The organism is Sphaerochaeta sp. UBA5836 (genome assembly GCF_002432845.1).
GTDB lineage: Bacteria > Spirochaetota > Spirochaetia > Sphaerochaetales > Sphaerochaetaceae > Sphaerochaeta.
Genome location: NZ_DJGW01000038.1, coordinates 9,374 through 32,864, shown reverse-complemented (window position 1 = coordinate 32,864; position 23,491 = coordinate 9,374). Strand labels below are relative to the sequence as shown.

Here is a 23,491-nt window from a genome sequence, read left to right as displayed (position 1 = left end):
GGCATGCCTTTCATTGCGTAAGAAATCCCTTTGTGATACTGTTTGGCCCATCATGGAACACAACCTTGTTGTAGGGCAGCTGCTTGCCCTCTTGACCGCAGCCTGTTGGGCTCAGAACTCGATCATCTACCGCCACATCGGTGCAAAAGCAGGTTCTGATGCAGTAGCCCATATCAGGATGTGGATCGCCCTCCCCATGATTCTTGTACTCACCTATGCGGTTGAAGGAATCTGGTTTCCCACCTCCCTCTCGGCCCGAACCTACATCTTCCTGCTGGCCAGCGGCGCTTTCGGTTACTTTATCACCGACATGCTCCTCTTCAAGGCCTACATCCTGCTGGGAAGCAGGGAGTCGATGGTCATCATGACCCTCTCGCCGGTCGTGACCGCTTTTTTCGGCTACATCCTGTTTGACGAGCGGCTCAACCTCATTCAAATGCTCGGCATCCTGACCACCATTGCAGGAGTAGCAGTAATGGTGCTGCTTGACTCCCGCCGCAAGGTGGAGAAAGACGAGCGGGATGCAAAAGTCAAAGGTTTTGTCTATGCCATTTTGGCATCGGCTTTGCAATCGCTCTCGTTCCTGCTGGCCAAGTTCGCCCTTGATGAAACAGGCCCCGTCTCCACCAACCTCTTGCGCAACATTGGAGGACTGCTCTGTTTCTTTGTCTTCAACTTCCTCTACAAGCGCAATGCGGTCCAGCACTTCGCCGTGTTTAAAAACCGTCGGTATCTCATCCTTTTGATACTCGCCGCCTTTGCAGGTCCTGTGCTGGGCATGTCAAGCCAGATGAGGGCCTTCACTCTCGCTCCGGTCGGCATTGTCACCACCATCACCCAGGTCACCCCGATTCTCCTGCTCCCATTCGACCGCTTTGTTCTGCATAAACACCTCACCGCATCGAGCCTGGCAGGCACCTTCCTCTCCATCGCCGGGGTTGCAGTGCTCTTTCTGGCTGCTTGAAACAGCTTGCCTAGAGCCCGACTTTTCGCTACGCTCGAAGCATGAATGTACTCTCTCTGGAATCTGTATCCAAAACGCTGAAGGATGAACCTCTGTTTGAAGGGGTCAGCTTCGGCTTGGAAGAAGGCGACCACGTTGCTCTCATCGGCCGTAACGGACAAGGAAAATCCACCTTTCTCAAGCTCCTGGCAGGTCAAATCGGCTGTGACAGCGGAACCATCGCCATGAAGAACGGCACCGATCTGGTGATGCTCGACCAAGGAGTACAGTTCAAAGAGCACGATACCGTAGCAACCTACCTCGCCTGTGGCCAAGGTACCAGAATTGAAACCTATCGTGCATATCACCAGGCTCTTGGCGGCGGGCACAACGAAGCACTGCTGGCCCATCTCACCGAGCAGATGGAGCTCTTGGATGCTTGGAATCTTGAAAACGACTATGCATCACTGCTGGGAGAGCTGGGACTCTACGATGTGCTGGATCAACGGATGGACACCCTTTCGGGGGGAATGCAGAAAAAAGTAGCAATCGCACGGGTTTTGTGTGCAAAACCCACCATGCTCCTGCTTGATGAGCCGACCAACCACCTCGATATCCAGACCATCGAATGGCTTGAACTGTATCTGAAAAACAGCAGTGCGACCATAATTCTAGTCACCCACGACCGATATTTCCTCGACTCCGTGTGCTCTGCCATCCTGGAGATGGACAGCGGCTCGATATTCCTTCATCCGGGGTCTTTCTCCTCCTACCTCGAGCGCCGCGAAGAGCGGCTGGAGCGACTCCAGAAGGAACAGGATAGGATAAAAACCGTACTCAGACGGGAGCTGGAGTGGCTCAAGCGCGGCCCGAAGGCTCGTACAGGAAAGGATAGTGGAAGAAAAGACCGCATTGAAGCCTTGCTTGCCAGTCAGAATACAAAAACCGATGAGGAGATGCGCATTTTCAATTCCCAGTCCCGCCGCATGGGCAAGAAAATCCTCGAGGCAAAACACCTGAGTAAAAGCTATGATGGACAAGCCGTCATCCGTGATTTCTCGTTCTCGTTCTCCAAGGGAGCTCGCATTGGCGTCATAGGCCCGAATGGAAGCGGCAAATCCACACTGCTGGACCTGCTATGCGGCTACCTTGAGCCGGATGAAGGAGAGTTGGACAAAGGAGTGAATACGGTTTTCGCCTACTACGACCAAGGCGGCAGGGCTTTGGTTAGCGACAAACACATCCTCGAATATGTCGAGGACATCGCCGAACAGGTGGTCCTCGGCCCCAACCAAGTGGTAAGCGCCGCCAAATTCCTTGAACTCTTCGGGTTTCCAGCCTCCATGCACCGCCAAAGCATCGCCAGCCTTTCGGGGGGCGAGAAGCGAAGATTGTACCTGGTCTCGAGATTGCTGTCCAATCCTAACTTTCTTTTGCTCGATGAACCTACGAACGACCTTGACCTACCTACGATGGAGAACCTGGAACAGTACATCCAGGACTTTGCAGGATGTGTGCTTATCGTCAGCCACGACCGAGCTTTTCTCGATCTTACCTGTGATGAGTTGTTCATCCTCGCCGATGATGGGTCGGTCACCTATGAAACCATGCGCTACAGCCAGTGGCGGGAGCGCGAGAAAGAGAAGCCTGTGAAGGCAGCCCAGGGTGAGTCCCCCCCGCCGGTGCAGAACAAGCGCAGCGAGAAAAAAGGCTTGAGCTTTAGGGAACAGAAGGAATTCGAAACCATCGAAGCCACCATCGAAACAATGCAGCAGCACCTTGCAAACCTGGAAGCAAGTTTTGCTGATGCGAGACCAACACAAGAAGGAACGCTCGCCGAGCGGACAGAGAGATACCATGCACTACGGGATGAACTTGAAAATCTGGAAGAACGTTGGCTTGAGCTTGCGCAAAAGAGCTGACATTCTTCTTTTGCTATGCATTCTCGGCTTGCCAATACCAGCCTATGGGTTATCTTTGGATTCCCTCTCAATCGGGACCGGCAACGATTGGTACACCATGGGGTTGGGATATAATCAAGATGACGGATTTTCCTTCGGGTCGTCCTTGGAGGCGACGTTTGACAACAATCTCAGCTTCCAGACCTTCGTAAGAAGCTATACCGACCGCATCCAAAGCAACCGACGTTACGATGAGATCCAGATTGGTGCATCGTACCCATTCCTCTTTACTCCAACAACCACAATAGGGATTGGAGCGGCAGGGTCGGCAGGGGTTGTCCTGACCGGGAACCTGGGCTTGCAGACCATCCAGAACTGGTTTCACACCCTCATCGGTCGCGACCTGGTCACCTTGACCTATGATGAGAACCAATTCTGGGTGCATCCCTACCTTGCACTCAAAACACAGGCGGCCTACCTTGGCTCCAACACCTTGACGGGTATTGAGCTGGGAACATCCTATGCCCACCAATGGGAACTCCTGTTTGAAGCGAACGCCTTCATCTCCTATCACGGATTTCTCACCCTACGGCTCGGGTACGTAGAGAAGTACGTAGAAGATCTTTACCCGAGCCAAAGCATCCAAGAGCAGCGTTATGAAGGTCTCAGGCTCGCCTATGTCTACGACGGCGGCTTGCTGCAGTCATCCTTCTTCTCCTTTTTGGATTCGGGAGCATCTTACGGATCGTTTAATGTCAACGTGCTCGCCTTCAAGCTGCCAAAGACGTACAAACAGACCGATTTCACCTTTACCTCCGGAATCCTGTACAACCATGAGGGTCATCAAAACAGATTGGTTGCCTTCTCCTTCGGGTCCTTCAGTTTTGAGGTGAAGCACACCAACGGCCCCATGCTTAATCGCTGGGAGGATCAGAACGACAGGATGAACCTCGGTTCCTGGCAGCTTGGGTACCGGTGGGAGTTTGAAAGCCCGTCAGCCTTCCTCACTCCCTATGCAAAAGTATCGGCCGGGCTGCATCGTTTCAATCTGCAGCAGAACTATACCACCACCTTGGTGGAGGAAGTCAGGCCGAGCATCGGTATGGAGGTCGGCCTGAGTATTGGAACCACCTGTTGGTGGGTGGTCGGCAATACAAGCTACCATCCGCGGCTTGCAGTAAGCCTCTCCTATGTGTTCAATGCTGATTCGATTACTACCGTGGAGTATTTCAAACCTCATACCGGCCCCTGGATTCTTATGGCCGGAATCGTGCTCGATATCGACCACGACCTCACTTGATCGCAAGAAACGTTTTGAGCGACTGTCCATCCAGGCCAAGGGAGAACTGCCACTTGCCGGGGCCAAAGAGATAGGCCAATTCGGCGAAGGGTTGAAACGCAACCGCCGGTCCGCCTAGAACCATGTTTGCAGTCAAGCGGGCGGCTGCCGCCCAGGCTCCTTCCCAGATCAACGTGTCCGCATTCACATACCAAGCGCTTTGGGCTGTAATTTCAAGTCCGGCTCCGGTCAATCCTCCATACGGTATGGGGGCATCGAAGAGCCCCAGCGGGAGCCGGATGGAGGTCGAGAGTCGCAGTTTGCCGCTTCCACTTTGCAGAGGCTTGAAGGAGAACAGTGCATAGTAGTTTCCCATATTCGCCGATCTTGTTCCGATGGCATCCAAAACAAATCGCACCATGGCCGAGCTATCAAAGAGGCGCATCTGCATCCCCAGGGAACCAAAGAGGATCGGAGCGTTCATCCCGCTTTGGAGCATCACACCACCGCTGGTGGCAAAGCCGGCAGGTCCGAAGAAATCCATGGTCCGGCTGTTGCGGTTTTGCCGGGTGTATCCAAGCATTGCAGAGCCGGTTGTGGTTAATCCTGTTGAGTCCCATATCAGGGATATCTTGGGTTTGATGCTCAGGCCCCGAAAATGGGAGTACCCCGTCCAGGAGAAAAGGGGCACTACGGCAGCAGCATAGGCGCTGCTCACATACAAGTCTGTGGTGATATCGTATTGGTTCAAGGCCAACCCCAGTGCAAGTGCATAGGTGGATGCATCGTATTGATAGTTTAGGTCGGCCAAGAGTTTTGCCCCCCGGATGGACCAACCGACGCTGCCGACCAGGCTGTGCCTGCGAAGCAGGCTGGTTGCATGAAACCAGATTCCCATCTGAAACTGATTTGCCTCGACGAAAGGAAACGGCAAGGCAAGGTTGAATTGCAGGTTGTCGTAATAGGGTGACGATTGATACGAGACAGTTTCAGCATACGATGCAACAGAGAGCGGATCACGGAGGGAAATCGGGCTGTCAAAAGAAGATTGAAGTACTGTTTTCTTTACTGCAACACCTTGCGCTGTATACGTTTCATAGAAGAGCTCATCCGCCTGCACAGCTGCAGAGTACACTCCCACACTGTCGGTGTGGACAAGCTGTATGCGGCCCGTCGCATAATTGATTCGATAGAGTTCGAGTTCCTTGACAAAGAGTATCGAGTCATCTTCTTCAAAGGAAGGCGCACGTAGTTCATCGGCGGTCGGCCCCACCAGCAACAACGGCTCTTTTCCTTCCTCAAGCAGATACAGCGAGGAATTTCCACTCTCTAGTGCAAGATATGCAAGCTTCGAGCCATCCCTGTTCAATACGGGTTCCAAAAAGCTCACCCGCTCTTTTGATGCCAGCGTGATTACTTCCATGGTATCGGTTTTGACTTCTACCAAGTCATAGAAACTGCCATTGACCCGGCTGGCGACGATTCGCGATCCGTCGGAACTGATGGCAGGCTGCACCAAGCGCTGAGCCTTGGTAAGCCTTTTTGCCTTGAGTGTTGAAAGATTGAGCAGGAACAGGTCGCTGTAGCTGACTGCGGACAAGGCGAGGGAGGAAGGGTCGCTGGTATCGGCCCATAGTGAAGAAAAGACGGCAGTATCGGTTGCAAACGAGATACAAGAGCCTCCATCAAGACTCAAGTCCATAAGCTTCTCTGCTGAGCCATCAGCTGAATACCGATACAGCGCTCTTCCCTCATAGGGGCTTTGTATATACCCGACGAGGCCGATCGATGTGGGAGAGGGAAGATATCGGTCACCCTGCATCGGCTCGCCAAACAGATGCTCGGAGGATTGCTCAATCGCTTGGGCCTCTTGCAGGGCGAGCGTGAACAGCTCGTTTGCAGAGTGGCCGGTCACCTTTTTGAAAGCAGGAGAGAGACCGAAGAAAGGAAAGGCTGCAAATCGGCGGTTGATGTCTGCATATGCAGAGCTTCCATACTGGCGAACAAGGTAATCGACCATGAGGTATCCGGTGACATAGATGCGGTTGGAAGGGTTGAAAGGACCGTTGTAGGCTCCTTGTGAGAGCGACCACATGGAGTCTTGAGCCAAGGATGCCTGGTAGATTCTGGCAAACGGCAGCGAGTCTCCCCTTCCACCATGCTCAACAAAGGCTGTCTCTGCATAGGTGGTGATTCCTTCTATCCACCATCCAGGCATGAAGACGGTACTCATGGCAGTCACGCCGGGGCCGAGAAACTGCAAGAATTTTGCAGGACCAACGGGTGCTGTCAGGTGTATATAATGGGTCAGCTCATGAATAAACAGGCTTTTCAACCAGTCCTGGGTTCGAGAGCCGAGGAAACGGTCTTCAGGGCTGGTAACATAGAGGTAGACGGCAGAGGGAAAGTTTATGTAGTATCCATTCGCAAAGGCTGTATTGGACGTGATGACCACAGGAACCTTGACTGAAGGAGTATGGGCGAGAAATGGGGCAAGCTGCTCAAACACCTCGTCGGCGAACACCGATAGCTGCCGGGCATATGTCAGGTCATCCTCTTCAAAGATGATGCGCGTGTGTTCGGTCTCCATCTGTTGATAGGAGACGGCAACCAAAGAACCAGATGAAAGAAGCAAAATCAGGAGAAAAACTTTCAAACGGAACATGGGCAACTCCTTGCATTACTGTACAGCAACCTGCATCGGCAGTAAAGGAACATGTGTAAATTGGGCGCGCAGATGCTGGTCGAGCACATTAAAAACCCCGCCTTCCAGGAAAGCGGGGGGGAATGGTCTTGCAAGATTGCTTACGCGATTGGATGAATCCAACCCTCCGGGGCTTCGAGTCTTCCCATCTGGATGCCGGTGAGCGTATCGTACAACTTTTGGGTGATCGGTCCCATGTGCTCCATACCGCTGGGCATGGTGATCACGCCTTTGCTCGTGGTAATCGAACCGATGGGAGAGATGACCGCCGCAGTGCCGCACAGTCCGCCTTCAGCAAATTCGGCGACTTCCTCGAGCGGAATCGGCCTCTCCTCGGTCTCGAGGTGAAGAATCTCCTTGGCGACATACATCAACGAACGGCGGGTGATCGACGGCAGGATCGAAGGGCTCTTGGGTGTCACCACCTTGTTGTCCTTGGTAACGAATATGAAGTTCGCCCCACCGGTCTCCTCGACGTAGGTCTGTGTTGCAGCATCGAGGTAGAGATTCTCTGCAAACCCGTTCTTGTGGGCTTCGTGTCCTGCATAGAGGCTCATTGCGTAGTTCAGTCCGCCCTTGATATGTCCGGTACCGCGGGGGGCCGCCCGGTCGAATTCACTGACCTGCAGCTTCAACGGCTTGATTCCACTCTTGAAATAGGGTCCGACCGGGGTGCAGAACATCCTGAAGGTATACTCGGGGGCGGGAGCAACCCCGATGACCGGGCCGCTTCCGAAGAGAAACGGCCTGATGTAGAGGGTGGCTCCGCTGCCGTAGGGAGGCACATAGGCGAGATTGGCCTTTACCAGTTGATCCAAGGCGTCAAGAAAACGATCCTGGGGGAACGGAGGCATCAAGAGCCTGAGGGCGGTATCGGACATGCGTTGGGCATTGAGATCGGGACGAAAGGCTACAACCTTTCCATCGACGGTCGTATATACTTTGAGGCCTTCAAAACAGGTCTGTGCGTATTGTAGGACCCCTGCACTCTCGCTGATGGTTACATTGGCATCCTCTACCAGTGCCCCATCATCCCACTGGTTGTTCTTCCAGTACGAGACATACCGACTATCGGTCTTGGTGTAGGAGAAACCAAGACTGCCCCAATCAATGTTTTTCTTATTCATACGCTGTTCCTTCGGCTGAGATGCGCCTTGTGTGACTTGTATTGGGGGCTATTGTACAACTTCGTATGCATTTCGTCTATTTATATGCATAACTTTTGCATAAAAATAGACTCTTGCCATCTCATCATTGGGTTTTCAAAGCAGCATCGAAGGCCACAAAAGAACTGGAAAAGTTGATTTTCTTGACATATGCACAGCTTTCCGTTGCTCCGAAAATCCTGTCCATACCCGAGTCTTCCCATTCCACCGACAATGGACCGGAATATCCTGCGCGGTTGAGTTCCCGGATGATTCCGTCGAAATCGACATTTCCATGCCCAACTGACACAAAGTCCCAGCTTCGCCTTGTATCCCCGAAAGGAAGGAATGAACCTAAAATCCCTCCACGGCTAGTACGGTTCATCTTCACATCCTTCATATGGACGTGGTAGATTCGGTTGGCAAAATCCCGGACAAACCCTACCTCATCAACTCCCTGCCACACCAAATGGCTGGGGTCGAAATTGAGGCCCAACGTCGTTCGGTAGTTGAAAAGTTCCAGCAACCGCTGGGTGGTGTACCAATCGAAGGCTATCTCCGTGGGATGGACTTCCAGGGCAAACCGCACGCCGCAAGCATCAAACACATCGAAAATGGGAGCCCACACATCATACACAAGCTGAAAACCTTCTTCAATCATTGCCTCGCTGGTTTGCGGATAGGAGTACCACCGAGCCCAAATGGGAGAACCGGTGAATCCATTCACCACCGAGACGCCGAACTTTTGGGCTGCCCGGGCGGTATCCTTCATCTCCTCAACAGCCCAAGCCCTGATAGCTTCAGGTTTTCCTGCCAAATGGGAGGGTGCAAACCCATCCAGTCGCTCATCCCAGACATCACAGACGCATTGACCGGTCAAATGGGCGCTGATCGCCCGGCAAACCAGGCCGTACCGATTCAATGTCTCGTGCACCATCGGAAGGTAGGAAGGGTCATGCAGGGCTTTCTGCACATTGAAATGAGCATGGGTGGCAAGTTCAAGTCCATCGTAGCCCATCTCTTTTGCAAGACGACAGAGGTCCTCCAAAGCCAAATCCCCGAACTGGCCTGAAGCCAGGGTAACCAAACGACTCATATACATGCCCTCCTTATGAAAATCGTACACATTCACCGGTTTCACTGCTCTTGTAGATGGCATCGGTAATCTGCATGAGAATCAAAGCCTCCTCAGGTGTATTCATCGGCTTTTTCCCTTCCGTTATGCTCTGGACAAAATTTGCGGCGTTGGCCACCCTGCCCATCGTCTCATCCTTTTGAACCAGGATCTCACGATTCACCTGATTTCCATACTCCTCTGTATAGAGCATGGCAGTGTCACAACTGGTTTCATCCACGCCATCGATACCGAACAGGCGTTCCACCTTGCCTCCGGCCCTGCTCCCTTGGAAGGTGACAGAAACCACCTCCCGCTCATTCATTTCAGCCCAGGAGTTGCGGATCATCAGGCACTGTCCGTCCTTGAAGGTCACCATGGCATGGCAGGCCGTCTCAACATTCGTTTTACCATTGCCGTCGGCAATGCCCCAAGGTCCCTTGAAGGAAGGATTTCCCATGAAATCATCAAAGGTGACACCAAGAACGGCCTTCGGCTGGGGATATCCCATGAACGAGAGGGCCAGATCGATCATGTGCAACAAGTCGATAACCGGACCTCCACCCGCTAGTTCCTTGTCGGTGAACCAACCTCCGAAACCGGGGATTCCGGCTCTGCGTATCCAAGTAGCCTGAGCCGAATTGATGCGTCCTACCTGCCCGTTTTCAATATAGCGGTAGATGGCCTGACTTTCGGGCCGGCAGCGGTTGTTGAAGCCGAACATCAACTGCTTGTTTGCTCTTTTCGCAGCTTCATACATCGCAAGCATCTCCTCGGCATTCCGGGCCGGTGGTTTTTCACAATACACATGCTTGCCCGCCTCGAGGGCTTGGATGGTAAGCGGTGCATGGAACTTGTTCGGTGTTACAATGGATACTGCATCGAGTATTGGGAGCTGAGCAAGCATTGTCTCCAAACTTGGATAGGTACGCGCTATCCCCCACTGCTGTGCAAATTGTCCGGCACGTTCGGCATTTGAATCGGCAACCGCAGCTACAGTGGCTCCTGCCTTCTGAAAACCCTTTACATGGTAGGCTGCCATGCCACCGGCTCCAACTATCCCAATATTCATGGTGCTTCTCCTATTTGCCCTTTTTATTGCTCTGTGCAAGCACTGCAACAATGATGATGACGCCCGTAACCAAACCATTGAGGAATGGGGGCACATTGGCCATGATCAAGACTGTATTGATGATCCTGAGCATCAGGACTCCGAGGAAGGTGCCGATGATCTTGCCCCTTCCCCCATCCATGCTGGTTCCTCCGATGGCAACGGCTGCGATGGCATCCATCTCATACCCCATACCTGCGCTCGCCGCCTGAATGGAGGTCAGCCTGCTGGCAAGCAGGAAAGCCGCCAAGCCATAGAGCATGCCTGCATAGGTGAAAATGAGGGTTTTTACCCGATTCACATTGATGCCGCTGAGGCGTGCGGCCTGTTGGTTCGAACCGACCGCATATACATACGTGCCGAACTTGGTCTTGGACATGAGAAGGCCGGTAAGCACGGTGATAAAAATCAGGAACAACATCAGATGGGGAATCGAGAGAATACGACCTGCTGCGATGGCACGGAAGGGAGCATACATGTCCTTGTCGACGGTAAATGGGCCACCCTGCCCCATCTGGTTGATCACACTACGCCAGGCGCTCATGGTGGCGAGGGTGACGATGAACGGGGCGATTCGCCCCTTGGTCACCAGCAAGCCGTTGATGAGCCCCCCAAGGATTCCGGCTCCCAGGCAGAACAGGAACGCCAGAGGAATGGAATGGGTGGAGTTGAGGACCATCACACCAAAGCCGCTGATCAGGGCGACCGTCGAGCCCACCGACAAATCAATCATTCCGGCTGAGATGATCAGGCTCATGCCCATGGCGCAGATTCCCACGATGGCCCCTTGTACGAACTGGTTGGTGATGTTGTTCCACGTTAAAAACGAGGGGCTGACAATGACCGCCACCAACAACAACAGAACGAAACTCAACCAATGGCTGTAGTTTCCAGTGACATTCCTCCAGGTGTCCCTCACCTGATTCCTTGACAGCGTCAAACCTTTCAATTGAGCACCTCCCCTCTTGTTCCGGTCGAATATTCCATGATGGCAACCTCGGAAATCTCGTCACGGGACAGCATTGCAGCTGGTTTTCCTTTGTAGAGAACAAGGCAGCGGTCTGCAAGCTGATGAATTTCCGGATATTCACTGGTGAAGACAATCACACCCTTGCCTTGGGCGGCCAACTCAACGATGAGCTTATAGATGGAGAACTTCGCCCCGACATCAATACCTTGGGTTGGATTGTCCATGATGTACACATCGGCATCGAGTTCCAACCACCGGCTGAGAATGACCTTCTGTTGGTTTCCCCCCGACAGGGAGGTGATGACATCCAAATCACTGCCCACTTTTATCCCCAAGCGCTTCTGACTTGCATCGAAACGCTGCTTCTCTTCATTCTTGTTGACAAGCAAACCCGTATGTTTTGAAACAAAGTAAGCAAGGGAATTATTATTCCTGATACTTAAGTCCGGCAAAATTCCTCGTTCTTTGCGGTTTCGGGGAACCATTGCGATACCCCGTCTCATCACAGCCTTGATATCATGCATCGCAAGCGGACCGCTTTGGGTCTCCAGCGTACCGCCTGTCAGCATCGTTGCTCCAAACAACGAAGTGGCAAGCTCATCGGTTCCCGAGCCTTGCAGCCCGGTACATACCAGAATCTCTCCACGATGAAGCTCAAATGAGACATTGCTGAAACTGCGGCCGGATAAATTTGCAGCCTTGAGCACCACCTCTTTTGTGAGAGCGGCCTTGATGCCATCCTTTATATGAGCCTGTACAAAGCTCTTTCCAATGAGCAGCTCAGTGGCCTGATGCTCATCAATATCCCTAATAAAACCACTTTTTATGAACAAGCCGTCACGCAGGACAGTGTATCGATCGCAGATGCGAAAGATTTCCGGCATTTTGTGTGAGATATAGATGAAGGAGACTCCTTCATCCTTGAGCCGCTCCATGATGGAGAACAGCTTCTCGATCTCCTGGTTGTTCAAGGCGGTTGTGGGCTCGTCCATGATGATGAGCTCACTGGAAAACAACAACGCCCTGGCAATTTCAACCATCTGCTTTTGAGCGGTATCAAGTTCGGCAACGATTGTATGGGCATCGATGCCGCTGTTCATGGAATCGAGCACCTTCTGGGCCTGCTCCATCTCCCGCTTCTTATCAACCATCCACCCCTGCTTGGTGAACTCCTCACCAAGGAACATATTCTGGAAGACCGTCAAGTCATTGCACAGATTCAGCTCCTGATGGATGAAGCGAATCTTCAGTTGAGCAGCTTTTTTAGGCGTCATGCCCTCGATGATGTTCCCATCGATCTCAATCGTTCCTGCATCCGGACCAAACGTTCCGGCCAGGACGTTCATCAATGTCGTTTTTCCCGCCCCGTTCTCACCAAGCAGGCCATGGATCTCCTTGCTGCCCACAGAGAAGGAGACATCCTTCAGGGCCTGTACCGCTCCAAACGACTTTGATATGTTCTTCATCTCAAGGATCATAACAGTCTCCCTACCTATACAAGAGATGCCCAGAGGAGGCCGAAAATCCAGCCTCCAGAGGGCACATGTTCTGGAAAACCCAACCCTTACAGGCTATAGCGTACTTTGTAGAGTTCGCTCTGCATATAGGTCTTGTAGTTGGTCTTGTCGATCATCTCGGTGGGAACCTTGTAGTTCTTCTCAAGCTTCTCGCCCTGCAGCACTTTCAGGCCAAGGTCGATGGCATCACGAACCATGGACGGGGAGAAGGTGTAGGTCATGAAATCAATGCCGCTCAAACCTGAATTCTCAAAGAGATTCATGAATCCTTCACCGGCGGAGACGCCGTTGATCAGGCGGATGTTGATCTTTGCACTTCCGTGATAGTTCTTCAGAGCCTCAACGATACCGAATACAATCTCATCGTCATGGGTCCAGATTGCCTTGATGGATTCAATCTCGGCCTTGCTCTTGGTGTTCAGGAAGTTTTCCATCTGCTCCATTGCAGTCTGCTGGCTCCAGTTGGTTACAAAGGACTGCACCAGATTGAAGTTGGGACTTGCTGTGGAGAGGAAGCCGTTGGTGCGTTCCATCGGAACGGTCGAGCTGTCACCCTTGAACTCAAGATAGTTGACCTTGCCCTTAGCCAGGTCTTCCTTGAAATACTCATTGAAATAACGTCCTGCACCTTCGCCGATGGCAACGTTGTCACCGCTGATCTCGGCATCGGGAGTGAGGCCGGGAATGAAACGGTCGTAGACGATCAAGGGAACGCCGCTGTCCATCACCGACTGTGCTACGCTGCGCAGCTCATCACCGTTGACCGGCCAGAGCACCATTACATCGGGCTTCATGCCGAGGATGGTTTCAACAGCATTGCTTTGCTCGCTGCTTTCTGCTGCCGTCATGAAACGGTAGTCAAAACCATACTGTGCAGACAGTGCCTTGACCTGTGCCTCGCAGTGGCGGATGGACTCTGCTGTGAACCCATGGTCAGCGCTGGGCGTTACTACTCCCATCAACTGCTTTTTTGCACCAGCTTCCTTGGAGCCCTGTGCAAACACAACGCTGGTTGCCACCAGCAGGACAAGAAGGATTACCAATACCTTTTTCATTACAAACCTCCTACAGGCTCATGTTCTTCGATGCCTGTGTAGTATTTAGTATATATCTTTCAGAAAATCTGTCAACTTTTTTCGTAATTTTATAAACTTTCCAACGTTTTAGGCAATTTACATCGGAATATCAGAAATATATTTCATATTTTGAAAATTTTTCATGATTTTACATTTTTTACTTGCTTGCTTGCAGATCTGCTTCTATAGTGGAATCAGAGGTATACCCATGGCACCTGCATCCAAGAAAATCACCTACTCGGCTATCTCCGAACTCTCCGGCATCTCGATTGCAACCATCAGCAGAGTCATCAACAACAACCCCAATGTACGCGAGGACACACGCAGGACGGTCTTGGATGCGATGAAAGCTCTTGGTTTTGATACCTCGAGCCTTGAGGCGTTAGGCTCGAAATCGAACGACCTGATCATCTTCAACATCCCCAGCCTGGACAATCCATTCTACAGCCTCATCATCCAAGGGGCGAAGGCAGCCGCCCGGCGCAACGGATACAACATGTTGGTCAACGAGGATTCCATCGATGAAAAATCCTATGACACTTTTACAGATTTGCTGAAAAAAACCAATGCAGCCGGCCTTATCACCACCAACTGCATCAACCGTTCAACCCTGCTCAAGCTCAACGCATTCATTCCGCTGGTGCAATGTTGTGAATGCATCAGCAGTGTGGACATCCCCTTTGTCACCATCGACGATGTCTCGGCAGCCCGCAACGCCGTCGAGTACCTCATCTCCCTTGGGAGAAAGCGGATCGCGTTCATCAACGGACCCTTGGAGTACAAGTATGCCCAGGACAGGCTCAAGGGATACCTGCAGGCCCTTGAGCAGGCATCCATCAAGAAGGATCCGGAGATCATCATCCAGCTGCAGGAGATCAGCTATGACATGGCGGTTTCGGCTGCATTTCAGCTGCTGAACTCTGACCAAAGACCCGACGCTTTCTTTGCCTCCAGTGATGTCTATGCGGCTGCTGCAATCAAGGCGGTGAGAAGATCGGGTCTGGAAGTGCCGAAGGACATCGCCATTCTCGGATTCGACAACATCGAGCTCTCCACCATGTGCACCCCCTCCATCACCACGGTCAATCAACCCAAGTTCCAACTCGGGTTGCTCAGTTGCGAAATGCTCATCAAGCGCATCAGCGGAGAACAGATTCCCATCTCCAGCATGTACATGGATACCGAGCTGATCGTTCGCGAAACTACGCAGAAACCATCATCTACCCTTTCACGGCCCCGATCATGACGCCTTTGACGAAAAAGCGCTGGAGGAAGGGATAGAGAATGATGATGGGAAGCGTGCTGGTGATGATCACCGCACTCTTGATGGAAATCGCAATCGTACTCTTATCACCCGATCCGGCTGCATCGCCGACCATGCTGGTGCCGGTTACGATGTTGCGAAGAAAGAGCATGACCGGAAACTGGCTGCTCTTGAGGTAGATGAGTCCATGGAACCAATCATTCCAGAAAAAGACGGCAGTATAGAGTCCTACGGTGGCCAAGGCGGCGGTGGACAGCGGCAATATGATGCGTATCAGGATGCCTTTGTAGTCGAGCCCGTCGATGATGGCCGCCTCTTCCAGATCCAGGGGAATCGATTTGAAGAAGTTGATCAGCAAAATCAGGTTGAACTGGTTGATCGCAAACGGGATCAGCATCGCCAGACGGGTGTTGGTCAGTCCAAGCGAAGAGACCAGCAGGTAGTTGGGTATCAGGCCGCCTGAGAAAAACATCGAGAAAATCACCAGGCGCATGACGACTTTCACCCCCTTGAGCCGTGTCTTGCTCAATGGATAGGCAAACAATATCATCAGCGTGAGGCTGATCGCCGTCCCGCCCAAGGTATAGATAAACGTATTGCCATACGCATTGAAGAAGTTGGGATAGGAAAAGATCTGGATGTATGCCTCGAGGTTCAGCCCTTTGGGTATGAGGAACACCTCATTGTGTATGATTGCCTTCGGACTGGAGACGGAAAGGGCGAGCATGTAGAGGAAGGGAATCAGGCAGACAGCGAGCGTGAGGGCCATCACCAGGTACACGACAAAGGAAAAGAGCAATGATGAGGGGCTTCGATAGGTCTTCATGCTAGTATATCCCCTCTCCGGTAAGTCTCTTGCTCAATGCATTGGAGGACGATACCAAAATGACTCCGATGATGCCGCTGAACAGGCCGATTGCTGTGGCATAGGAGTAGTTTTGGTTGGCGAGGCCGGTGCGGTAGACCAAGGTGTCGATGATGTCGCTGACCATGCTGTTGTCCGGGGTATAGAGCAAGAGGACCTTCTCAAAGCCGAGGGAGAGAAGCCTTCCTACGCTGATGATCAGCATCACCATGATGGTGGGCATGATGGAAGGGATGGTGACATAGAAAATCTGCTGGGTGCGGCTGGCACCGTCGATGGTGGCGGCTTCATACAACTCGGCAGGGATCGCCGTAATGGCGGCAAGATAGATGATCGCCGTCCAGCCGGTATACTGCCAAGTGTCCACCAGAATGTAGATGATCCGGAAAAAACGTGCCTCATTCATGAAGTAGAGAGCTTCCTTGCCGAACAATTGCTGGCGCAACTGGTTTATGATGCCGCTGGAAGGTGAAAGCAATTCCCCAAGAATGGCGATTACGACCACCGTTGAGATAAACCGGGGCATATAGGAGACGGTCTGCACCACCTTCTTGAATGCAAGCAGATGCACCTCGTTGAGCAGGATGGCGAAGAGGATGGGAATGGGAAAGTTCACCACCAGATTCAAGATGCTGAGGATCAAGGTATTGCGAAAGGCCCGCCAGAAGGCCGGGTCCGACCAAAACCGCGAGAAGTAGGTCAAGCCCACCCACTCGGTTCCGAACGGGCCCATCCCCGGACGATATCGTCGGAAGGCCAGGACGCTGCCAAGCATGGGAACATACTTGAACACCAGGAAATAGAGCAAGGGAAGTACCATCATGGCATAGAGTTGCCAATACCGTACAAAATACGACCTTCTCCTCAGCGGTTTTTCCTGTTTCATCCAGACCCTCCAAACAACCCGTTACAAATTGGCGTTGTACAATTCGGTGAACTTCTCGATGCCAAGGCTCTTCATCTCCTTGACATAGGCGTCCCAATCCTTCTCGATGCTCTTGCTGCCGGTCAGGAAAGCCGAATTCCAGCGTTCAAAGGCATCGGAGAGCGGAGTCTGCAGGGTGCCTGCTTCCTCGGCCATGCGGTCGTCAAACTTCGGCGTCGGAGGAATGGCTTGGATGACATCACCGATGGCCTCAACCTCGGCGTTGATCCGTGCATAGTTCTCATCGTACTTGGTCATCTCGCGGGCATTGACCCACACCATCTGCGTCACATCACTGCCGCAGCCGTACTTGACCTGCAGGCTCTTGTAGATGCCTTCGCTGGAGTTCCGAATCTCATCGGAGAAGACCACCTTGCCGTTCTGCATGGTGTAGGTCACCCCTTCAACACCCAGGCACCAAAGCTTGGCGTTCTCCTCGGAGAAGAACATCTCGTCCACGACTCGGACCAATTGCTCGAAATCGGGACGCTTGGCCGTTTTGATCGGGAACAGGATTCCCGACCCGGTCTTGCTCTTGGGTTGGTGGTGGGCTCCTGCAGGACCTTCGAGGGCCGGATACATTTGCAGTTTGAAACCGGGAATTGTGCTGTTTGCAGTCACCCCGCCGATCTGGTCATAGTAGGCATAGCTGGCCATGGCCTTGCCGGTGGCAAGCTTCTGGTTCCAGCGGTCGCCGTCGATGGGCTCGGCCATCTCAGGGTCGAGCAGGCCTTCGGCATAGAGCTTGCGCAGGTAGGTGATGTAGCTCTTGTACTGCTCGCTGATGGCTCCGGCGAAGTAGCGCTTGTTTGCATAGTCCCAGCTGAGGGTGTTGCTTCCACTGGAGGAATTCTTTCCCAAGCTGATGCCCCAGGAAGGCATGGTCATGCGGTACAGCACTCTCGGCCCTGCCAGGATGGTCAACGGGTAGGAAGACGGATCGTGCTGCTTGAAGACCTTGAGCACCTGATACAAATCCTCAAACGTCTTGGGAGGGGCCAGGTTGTATTTTTTCAGGAGGTCTTCACGCAAGATCAGGCCGCCGTCGTAGAACGGGACATCAAAGAGGGCGGGCAGGTAGTAGCGCTTGCCGTCCTTCAGCTTCAAGGCATCCACATCGTCCTCAAGACCGAATTCCTTGACTCGGGCATTGAAGTTCGGTGTCCAGGCCTCATAATCGCTGATGGGTACGATGGCACCGTTGAGCGACAGGGCTGCATTCTCCCCCTTGGTGGATTGATAGAGGATTACATCGGGTGCGTTGGTGCCGGTGTTGAGGGCCAATGACACCTTCGTCTGGTAATCCACGATGGGGATGACTTCAAATTCGACCTTGGCATTCACCCGTTTCTGGACTTCGGTGACTGTCAACCAATCGTGTTTGAACGGCAGTGTCGCATTGTCCGAATAGAAGGCGGAGAATGCAATCGGGCCGCCTGCGGTCTCCTTCACTCCCGCCCCAAACAGCGGGAAGGAAAGTGAGACCAAAACCAAGAGAGCAACCAACAGGGTTTTCTTCATAGTGCCCCTCCTTTTTTATTGGAAACAACCGTAAAACGGTGATTTCGGACAACATCAGGTGTACACCACCTCTATAGTATATGCACCAAATCAAGCAACTAGCAACAATATTTTTTACTAAAGCTTGAAAACAAATTGAAAATATTTTTCAATCAGAGTTCCAATTTACCCATGACAACACTATGCTCTGCGCCGGTCGCGGAAATCAGGGTATTCGGCTTTCCTGCAAGCCGTCGCCAAGCCAGAAGGGCGAAGGCAACAGCCTCCTTGCTGTCGCTGTCACGTCCGAAATCCTTCCAGGTATAGACGGCGATTCCCAATTCTTTTTCCAGTGCATCCAGGATTGCAAGGTTATGGCTCCCGCCTCCACCTACAACCAGGTAATCGAGATTACCGTGATAAAACCGCTGCACGCCCCGTTTCACCGAACGGGCGATGAAGTAGGTTGCCGTGGCCAGTACATCCGAACAATCCAGCTGTCTGCTGTCTGCCTGCTTGAGAAGGCGCTGTACATACGCCTTGCCGTACAACTCTCTTCCGGTGGACTTGGGCAAAGATAGGGGGAGGTAGGAATCACTGTATTCCATCCATGCAAGAAACGATGCATCGACGATTCCTCTTTGTGCCCAGGCTCCCCCCTCATCATAGCGAAGTGAGTTGTGGCTGTAGTGAAAAACCAGTGCATCGATGACCATGTTCCCCACTCCTGTATCGAAAGCGAGCACCTCTTCAGGTTTGCAGTTCGCCGGCAATATGGTGATATTCCCGATTCCTCCGATGTTCAACAGGGCGATGGACTTGTCGGGCTGCCTGAAGAGCAGGTATTCGGTATAGGGAACCAAAGGGGCTCCCTGCCCCCCAGCGGCAAGGTCGCGGCTTCGAAAATCACTGACCACCGGACACCTGAAAGACTCAGCGAGGAAACTGCTTTGACCCAGTTGCAGCGTCGAGCGTATGCTTTGCCCCAAGTATTCAGTACTTTGAGGCACGTGGTAGAAGGTGTGCCCGTGCGAACCGATCAGACAGATGTCCCGAGTCTCCACCCCGGCTTTCTCACAGACCTTGCGTGCCGCTTCCACAAAGAGGCGGCCGAGCAGGGCATCCATCAGGCACAGCTCCCGGCTCCCGCCCTCATCGCCTTGGGCGAGGGCCAGCAGGCGCGAGCGCACTTCCTCCCTATAGGGGCAGGAGACGAAAGCAAGTTCCTCAAGATCGACAGCCTCCCCTTCTCCCTCAATGCGCACCAATGCGGCGTCGATGCCGTCCGCACTGGTCCCGCTCATAAGGCCGATGACCAGGCTCATGTCCTCGCTCCCAAAAAGTCTTTATAGATGCCCGGTGTCGAACCTTCAATCATGGTTGCTCCGACACATTTCTCGTAGAAAGCGGCAGGTCCCACCCCGCCGATGACGGCATAAGCATACCCTTCATCGGCCATTGCCTTCAGGGAACGCAGCAACAAGGCTTTGCCGATGCCCATTCCCTGCATGTCATCAAGCACCCTGGTAGGACCGAAAAAGTCCAGAGCGGTTGCATGATAACAGGCATATCCGAGAATCCGTCTCTCCTTCACAGCAAGAAACAGGGAGATGGGATGGCGTGCAAAGCACACATCCGCCTCCCCTTGGGCGCTGATGGAGGAGTGTTCGCCTATCCAGGAGAGGACCCGGACTTTATCAGGGGCCATCGCCCTCTGGATTGTTATCCCCTGCTCCTCCAGCTTTGCCAGCAAAGGGCTGCTGGATGGCAGGTCATAGAGTCTGACCAACATATCAGGCATGCTTACCTCCTAAAGAAACGCTGAGTCTTCCCTGTGGCACCCATTTCTCTCTCAACATCTCAGCGAGTGCAAGAAACACAGGTTTGGTATAGGCATACGCGGCGATGCTGCGAATGTGTCCATCCAAGAGGGCCAAGTCGTACGGGTTGCGCAAGGCGATGCAGAGTACGGGCTTTTTCGCAGCCAATGCATTCACCAATTGAATCTGACCGGTATGGAGATGCCCGTTGTAGGTTGCACAGACCACCGATGAGGCTTTGTCCACCTGCGCTGTTATTGCTTCAATCTCCCCGCTTTCGGGGTTGTTGCCGGTCACAATCGAGGATCCTCCCAACAGGAGGGCCATTTGGGGTGCGAACACCAACGCATCCTCATCACTGGAGACATTGGTCGCCCGGAAACATCGGGGCCCGACAAAGCAGGGGTTCTCTCCCAATTCGAAGGGTGCATCCTGCACCAAGGTCAGGCTCTGCTGGTGCAGCTTGCGGTTCATCGCTTGGTGTTTCGGGCAATTGACCACGGACAAAGGCTGTCTCTCCTGCTGCTCCAGCATATCTTTGGCCAAAAGAATAGTCTGTGTCGATCGCATCAGTTCCTCTTCACTCAACAGTCCAGCATCCAAGGCGGCTTCCACCGCCTCGACAGCCTCACAGCCCAGGGCAACCCGGTGGCTGATGCATACCAGGTCAACGCCTGCCTTGAGGGCGGCAACCGCCCCCTTTACGGTCCCGTAGTGCTTTGCGATTGCATCCATCTCCATGCAATCGCTGAATATCAGGCCTTTGAAACCCAACTCTGAACGCAGCAGTCCGGTGATGATGCTGCGGCTCATGGTGGCGGGCAGATCAGCCTGTTCAAGGTGGGGAAACAGGATGTGGCTGGTCATGATCCCCATCACCCCGTCATGCACCGCGTGCTTGAACGGGGCGAGGTGCATCTCCAGCTCTTCCTTGGTGCCTTCTACGACAGGAAGGGCCACATGACTGTCAAGGTGTGTATCCCCATGGCCCGGGAAGTGCTTGGCTACGGCCATCACGCCTGCACTCTGCAATCCTTCAATCATGGAAAGCCCGAACGAGGACACCACCTCGCTGTCGTCGCCATAACTTCTCACTCCGATCACCGGATTATCAGGATTGCTGTTCACATCCAGGCAGGGGGCGAAGTCCACATTCACTCCAAGCGCCCTGAGTTCTCTTGCGGTGATCCGTCCAGCTTCAAAAGCAGACTGAGTCGCTTTCGTTGCTGCGATGGCCATCGCAGAGGGAACATTGGTACAATCGCCCGAGAGCCTGGTTACCATGCCACCCTCTTGATCTATCGTAATGAGAGCCGGGCGGCCGCACTCCTGCTTGACCAGCTTCTGAATATCCTGGCAAAGCTGGAACAACTGAGCCTTGCTTGCAATATTGCGGGCAAACAGGATGACATTGCCTATCTTGTAACGCCTCACAGCCTCAAGGAAGGTTTCATCCATCTCCAATCCGTCGAACCCGCAGACAAAATGCTGGCCGATCATGATCCGTCTCTCACTTCCCATATCGTTCAAATCTCCTCTTCTCTTTCATGAATGCTTGCGACTCCTCCTCTGCTTTCTGCAACGTGTGGCCAAGCTTGTCGGCGGACAGCTCTTCAGGTCCGAAGCCCGCAAGCTTGGAAAAATGTGCAGTGAAGGAGAGCCGGTCGGGATATAGATGATGCACCGTCGCGAGCACCTTGAGGCATGTACTGAACGGACGCAAAGCATGGTAATCAAGAATGTGGGCGTACAAGCCGTGACAGAGCGCCCCCTGATGCTTGCCCCGGGATGGGACGAAGGAGACAGGCGTGAAGACGACTCCCTGCAAACCCAGCCTGCCGACCTCGTCGGATAAGCGGTAGGGATCGATGAAGGGGGCTCCGAAGAGTTCGAAGGGTGCACTGGTTCCCCTTCCCTCGCTGAGGTTGGTCCCCTCCAGCAGACAAAAGCCGGCGTAGAGGAACACGCCCCCAAGGTGTGCAAGGGCGGGACTGGTCATGACCCATGGCCGTCCGGTATCGTGCCAAAGGTCGCTTCGTCTATAGCCCGAAAGCTCGACAATCCCAAGCTCGCCGCATAGGCCGTACCGGTGCTGCATCCAAAACGCAAGTTCTCCCATGGTCAGAGCGTAGCGCACGGGTAGTCCGCTCGGACCGACAAAGCTTTCATAGCTTGGACTGAGGATCGCTCCCTCCACCACCAATCCCCCGAGGGGGTTTGGTCGGTCGAGCACGATCAGGGGCTTGCCAAGCTGAAGCAACTGCTTCAGCGTAGCTATGTAGGTGTAGAACCGAAGTCCTACATCCTGAATATCAAACAGCAGGCAATCGATGTCTTGGAAAACCGATGGATCGACCGGTTTGCCTCCGTTGCTGTAGAGGCTGTGCACAACCAAGCCTGTTTCAGCATCCCGTTGGTCCTCAACATCCTTTCCATCTGCAATGAAGGACCCCATGCCATGCTCGGGGGCAAAGAGGTCGGTAATGTTCAGGTGTTTGCATAAAAAGGACTTCGAGGACTGGAATGTTGAGGAAAAGCTTGCAGCATTAGTCACCAGGCCGAATCGTTTCCTGTCCAGGTGCCTTTTCGAGAGCGTTTCCAAAGCCCTGTCCAAGCCGAATTCCATACAGGTTTTCCCCCCTCCAGTCATCCTAGAACACAACACCCGGTAGAGCAAGCACTTCTCCTGCTGAAAAAAACAACGTTGCCCTCTGGCAAAGGCAACGTCGAAAAATGGGAATTACTGTGTGTGTTTGGAGTGTTACAGAAGGTTCTCTATGGCCTTTGCCACCTTGCCAAGGTCGTAAGAGGGTTCGAAGCGCTGGACTACTTCGCCATTGCGGTCAATGAGGAACTTGGTAAAGTTCCACTTGATCTCACTGCTCTTCTCATACTCTGGATCGGCTTTGCGCAGGATTCCATCAAGAATGGGTGCGATCTTGTGGCTCATATCGAAGCCCGCGAATCCCTTCTTGCTCTTCAGGTACTTGTACAACGGGATTGCACCTTCGCCGTTGACATCCACCTTTCCGAACTGGGGAAACTGGGTTCCAAACTTGAGCTTGCAGATTTCGTGGATCTCCTCAATCGACTCAGGAGCCTGTCCATCGAACTGGTTGCAGGGGAAGTCCAAGATCTCAAAACCCTTCTCCCTGTATGCTTCATATAATTTCTCAAGCTCAGTGTATTCGGGAGTGAACCCGCACTGAGTTGCAGTATTTACAATCAGGAGCACCTTGCCCTTATAGGTGGAAAGGTTTACTTCCTCCCCTTTTCTTCCGTGTACGGTGTAGTCATATACGCTCATGTGCTCCTCCTGTTATATCGTTCACTATTTTATTTTTCACAACTTATATC

Annotated in this window: 19 protein-coding genes; 4 read left to right on the top strand and 15 right to left on the bottom strand. The window is 53.0% G+C overall.

Features of this window, described 5'->3' with window-relative positions:
• The 3 genes from B3F49_RS03065 to B3F49_RS03055 form a co-directional block, all read left to right on the top strand.
• On the top strand, nt 1–964 hold a 964-nt coding region (locus B3F49_RS03065; RefSeq protein ID WP_349681277.1), incomplete at its 5' end, for a DMT family transporter.
• Between the two features lie 41 nt (nt 965–1,005).
• Entirely contained in the window at nt 1,006–2,865 is a 1,860-nt protein-coding gene (locus B3F49_RS03060; RefSeq protein WP_293908920.1) for an ABC-F family ATP-binding cassette domain-containing protein, read from the top strand.
• 55 nt (nt 2,866–2,920) lie between these two features.
• Nucleotides 2,921–4,144, top strand: coding sequence for a hypothetical protein (locus B3F49_RS03055; RefSeq protein ID WP_293908919.1), 1,224 nt, complete (start codon nt 2,921–2,923; stop codon nt 4,142–4,144).
• On the opposite strand, the gene B3F49_RS03050 is transcribed toward B3F49_RS03055, so the two are convergent.
• From B3F49_RS03050 to B3F49_RS03020, 7 genes are all read right to left on the bottom strand, one after another.
• The gene (locus B3F49_RS03050; RefSeq protein ID WP_293908918.1) at nt 4,137–6,788 is read right to left on the bottom strand and encodes a hypothetical protein; all 2,652 of its coding nucleotides are present in this window, start codon (nt 6,786–6,788) and stop codon (nt 4,137–4,139) included. The genes B3F49_RS03055 and B3F49_RS03050 overlap by 8 nt on opposite strands.
• Before the next feature lie 140 nt (nt 6,789–6,928).
• Entirely contained in the window at nt 6,929–7,996 is a 1,068-nt protein-coding gene (locus tag B3F49_RS03045; RefSeq protein ID WP_293892763.1) for a branched-chain amino acid aminotransferase, read from the bottom strand.
• An 82-nt stretch (nt 7,997–8,078) separates the two neighbouring features.
• The gene (locus B3F49_RS03040) at nt 8,079–9,068 is read right to left on the bottom strand and encodes a sugar phosphate isomerase/epimerase family protein (protein ID WP_293908917.1); all 990 of its coding nucleotides are present in this window, start codon (nt 9,066–9,068) and stop codon (nt 8,079–8,081) included.
• 13 nt (nt 9,069–9,081) lie between these two features.
• A complete protein-coding gene (locus tag B3F49_RS03035; RefSeq protein ID WP_293908916.1) occupies nt 9,082–10,158 on the bottom strand; it encodes a Gfo/Idh/MocA family protein in 1,077 nt (358 codons plus the stop codon).
• Nucleotides 10,159–10,168: 10 nt separating this feature from the next.
• Nucleotides 10,169–11,146 (bottom strand): ABC transporter permease, encoded by a 978-nt coding sequence (locus B3F49_RS03030; RefSeq protein WP_298504672.1) that lies wholly within the window; start codon nt 11,144–11,146, stop codon nt 10,169–10,171.
• On the bottom strand, nt 11,143–12,633 hold the full coding sequence (locus B3F49_RS03025; protein WP_349681276.1) for a sugar ABC transporter ATP-binding protein: 1,491 nt from the start codon (nt 12,631–12,633) through the stop codon (nt 11,143–11,145). Before B3F49_RS03025 ends, B3F49_RS03030 begins: the two co-directional genes overlap by 4 nt.
• A gap of 98 nt (nt 12,634–12,731) precedes the next feature.
• Nucleotides 12,732–13,739, bottom strand: a complete 1,008-nt coding sequence (locus B3F49_RS03020) for a substrate-binding domain-containing protein (RefSeq protein WP_293892716.1) — start codon at nt 13,737–13,739, stop codon at nt 12,732–12,734.
• Nucleotides 13,740–13,968: 229 nt separating this feature from the next.
• Here B3F49_RS03020 and B3F49_RS03015 point away from each other — a divergent pair, with 229 nt between their 5' ends.
• A complete protein-coding gene (locus B3F49_RS03015; RefSeq protein ID WP_293892718.1) occupies nt 13,969–15,006 on the top strand; it encodes a LacI family DNA-binding transcriptional regulator in 1,038 nt (345 codons plus the stop codon).
• Here B3F49_RS03015 and B3F49_RS03010 read toward each other — a convergent pair.
• The 8 genes from B3F49_RS03010 to B3F49_RS02975 all read right to left on the bottom strand — a co-directional run bounded on the left by B3F49_RS03010 (nt 14,981) and on the right by B3F49_RS02975 (nt 23,441).
• The gene (locus tag B3F49_RS03010) at nt 14,981–15,850 is read right to left on the bottom strand and encodes a carbohydrate ABC transporter permease (protein WP_293908913.1); all 870 of its coding nucleotides are present in this window, start codon (nt 15,848–15,850) and stop codon (nt 14,981–14,983) included. The genes B3F49_RS03015 and B3F49_RS03010 overlap by 26 nt on opposite strands.
• 1 nt (nt 15,851) lies before the next feature.
• On the bottom strand, nt 15,852–16,775 hold the full coding sequence (locus B3F49_RS03005; protein ID WP_293892723.1) for an ABC transporter permease: 924 nt from the start codon (nt 16,773–16,775) through the stop codon (nt 15,852–15,854).
• 21 nt (nt 16,776–16,796) lie between these two features.
• Nucleotides 16,797–18,335: an extracellular solute-binding protein gene (locus B3F49_RS03000; RefSeq protein ID WP_293908912.1), complete on the bottom strand. Its 1,539-nt coding sequence runs from the start codon at nt 18,333–18,335 to the stop codon at nt 16,797–16,799.
• A 152-nt stretch (nt 18,336–18,487) separates the two neighbouring features.
• Nucleotides 18,488–19,639, bottom strand: a complete 1,152-nt coding sequence (locus B3F49_RS02995) for an anhydro-N-acetylmuramic acid kinase (RefSeq protein WP_293908911.1) — start codon at nt 19,637–19,639, stop codon at nt 18,488–18,490.
• Nucleotides 19,636–20,115: a GNAT family N-acetyltransferase gene (locus B3F49_RS02990; RefSeq protein WP_293892732.1), complete on the bottom strand. Its 480-nt coding sequence runs from the start codon at nt 20,113–20,115 to the stop codon at nt 19,636–19,638. The genes B3F49_RS02995 and B3F49_RS02990 overlap by 4 nt, the downstream gene beginning before the upstream one ends.
• Complete coding sequence (gene nagZ / locus B3F49_RS02985) at nt 20,108–21,655, bottom strand: beta-N-acetylhexosaminidase (RefSeq protein ID WP_293908910.1); 1,548 nt, start codon at nt 21,653–21,655, stop codon at nt 20,108–20,110. The genes B3F49_RS02990 and nagZ overlap by 8 nt, the downstream gene beginning before the upstream one ends.
• On the bottom strand, nt 21,645–22,760 hold the full coding sequence (locus tag B3F49_RS02980) for a DUF1343 domain-containing protein (RefSeq protein ID WP_293908909.1): 1,116 nt from the start codon (nt 22,758–22,760) through the stop codon (nt 21,645–21,647). Before B3F49_RS02980 ends, nagZ begins: the two co-directional genes overlap by 11 nt.
• Before the next feature lie 135 nt (nt 22,761–22,895).
• Nucleotides 22,896–23,441, bottom strand: a complete 546-nt coding sequence (locus B3F49_RS02975; RefSeq protein WP_293892741.1) for a glutathione peroxidase — start codon at nt 23,439–23,441, stop codon at nt 22,896–22,898.
• Nucleotides 23,442–23,491: the final 50 nt, after the last annotated feature.

Bases quoted from the DNA above. Each gene is read 5' to 3' on its own strand.
- nagZ (WP_293908910.1), bottom strand. From the start codon at position 21,655: ATGGGAAGTGAGAGACGGATCATGATCGGCCAGCATTTTGTCTGCGGG.
- B3F49_RS03050 (WP_293908918.1), bottom strand. From the start codon at position 6,788: ATGTTCCGTTTGAAAGTTTTTCTCCTGATTTTGCTTCTTTCATCTGGT.
- B3F49_RS03025 (WP_349681276.1), bottom strand. From the start codon at position 12,633: ATGAAGAACATATCAAAGTCGTTTGGAGCGGTACAGGCCCTGAAGGAT.
- B3F49_RS03000 (WP_293908912.1), bottom strand. From the start codon at position 18,335: ATGAAGAAAACCCTGTTGGTTGCTCTCTTGGTTTTGGTCTCACTTTCC.
- B3F49_RS02975 (WP_293892741.1), bottom strand. From the start codon at position 23,441: ATGAGCGTATATGACTACACCGTACACGGAAGAAAAGGGGAGGAAGTA.
- B3F49_RS03020 (WP_293892716.1), bottom strand. From the start codon at position 13,739: ATGAAAAAGGTATTGGTAATCCTTCTTGTCCTGCTGGTGGCAACCAGC.
- B3F49_RS03035 (WP_293908916.1), bottom strand. From the start codon at position 10,158: ATGAATATTGGGATAGTTGGAGCCGGTGGCATGGCAGCCTACCATGTA.
- B3F49_RS03040 (WP_293908917.1), bottom strand. From the start codon at position 9,068: ATGAGTCGTTTGGTTACCCTGGCTTCAGGCCAGTTCGGGGATTTGGCT.
- B3F49_RS03005 (WP_293892723.1), bottom strand. From the start codon at position 16,775: ATGAAACAGGAAAAACCGCTGAGGAGAAGGTCGTATTTTGTACGGTAT.
- B3F49_RS03010 (WP_293908913.1), bottom strand. From the start codon at position 15,850: ATGAAGACCTATCGAAGCCCCTCATCATTGCTCTTTTCCTTTGTCGTG.
- B3F49_RS03015 (WP_293892718.1), top strand. From the start codon at position 13,969: ATGGCACCTGCATCCAAGAAAATCACCTACTCGGCTATCTCCGAACTC.
- B3F49_RS02995 (WP_293908911.1), bottom strand. From the start codon at position 19,639: ATGAGCCTGGTCATCGGCCTTATGAGCGGGACCAGTGCGGACGGCATC.
- B3F49_RS03060 (WP_293908920.1), top strand. From the start codon at position 1,006: ATGAATGTACTCTCTCTGGAATCTGTATCCAAAACGCTGAAGGATGAA.
- B3F49_RS02990 (WP_293892732.1), bottom strand. From the start codon at position 20,115: ATGCCTGATATGTTGGTCAGACTCTATGACCTGCCATCCAGCAGCCCT.
- B3F49_RS02980 (WP_293908909.1), bottom strand. From the start codon at position 22,760: ATGGAATTCGGCTTGGACAGGGCTTTGGAAACGCTCTCGAAAAGGCAC.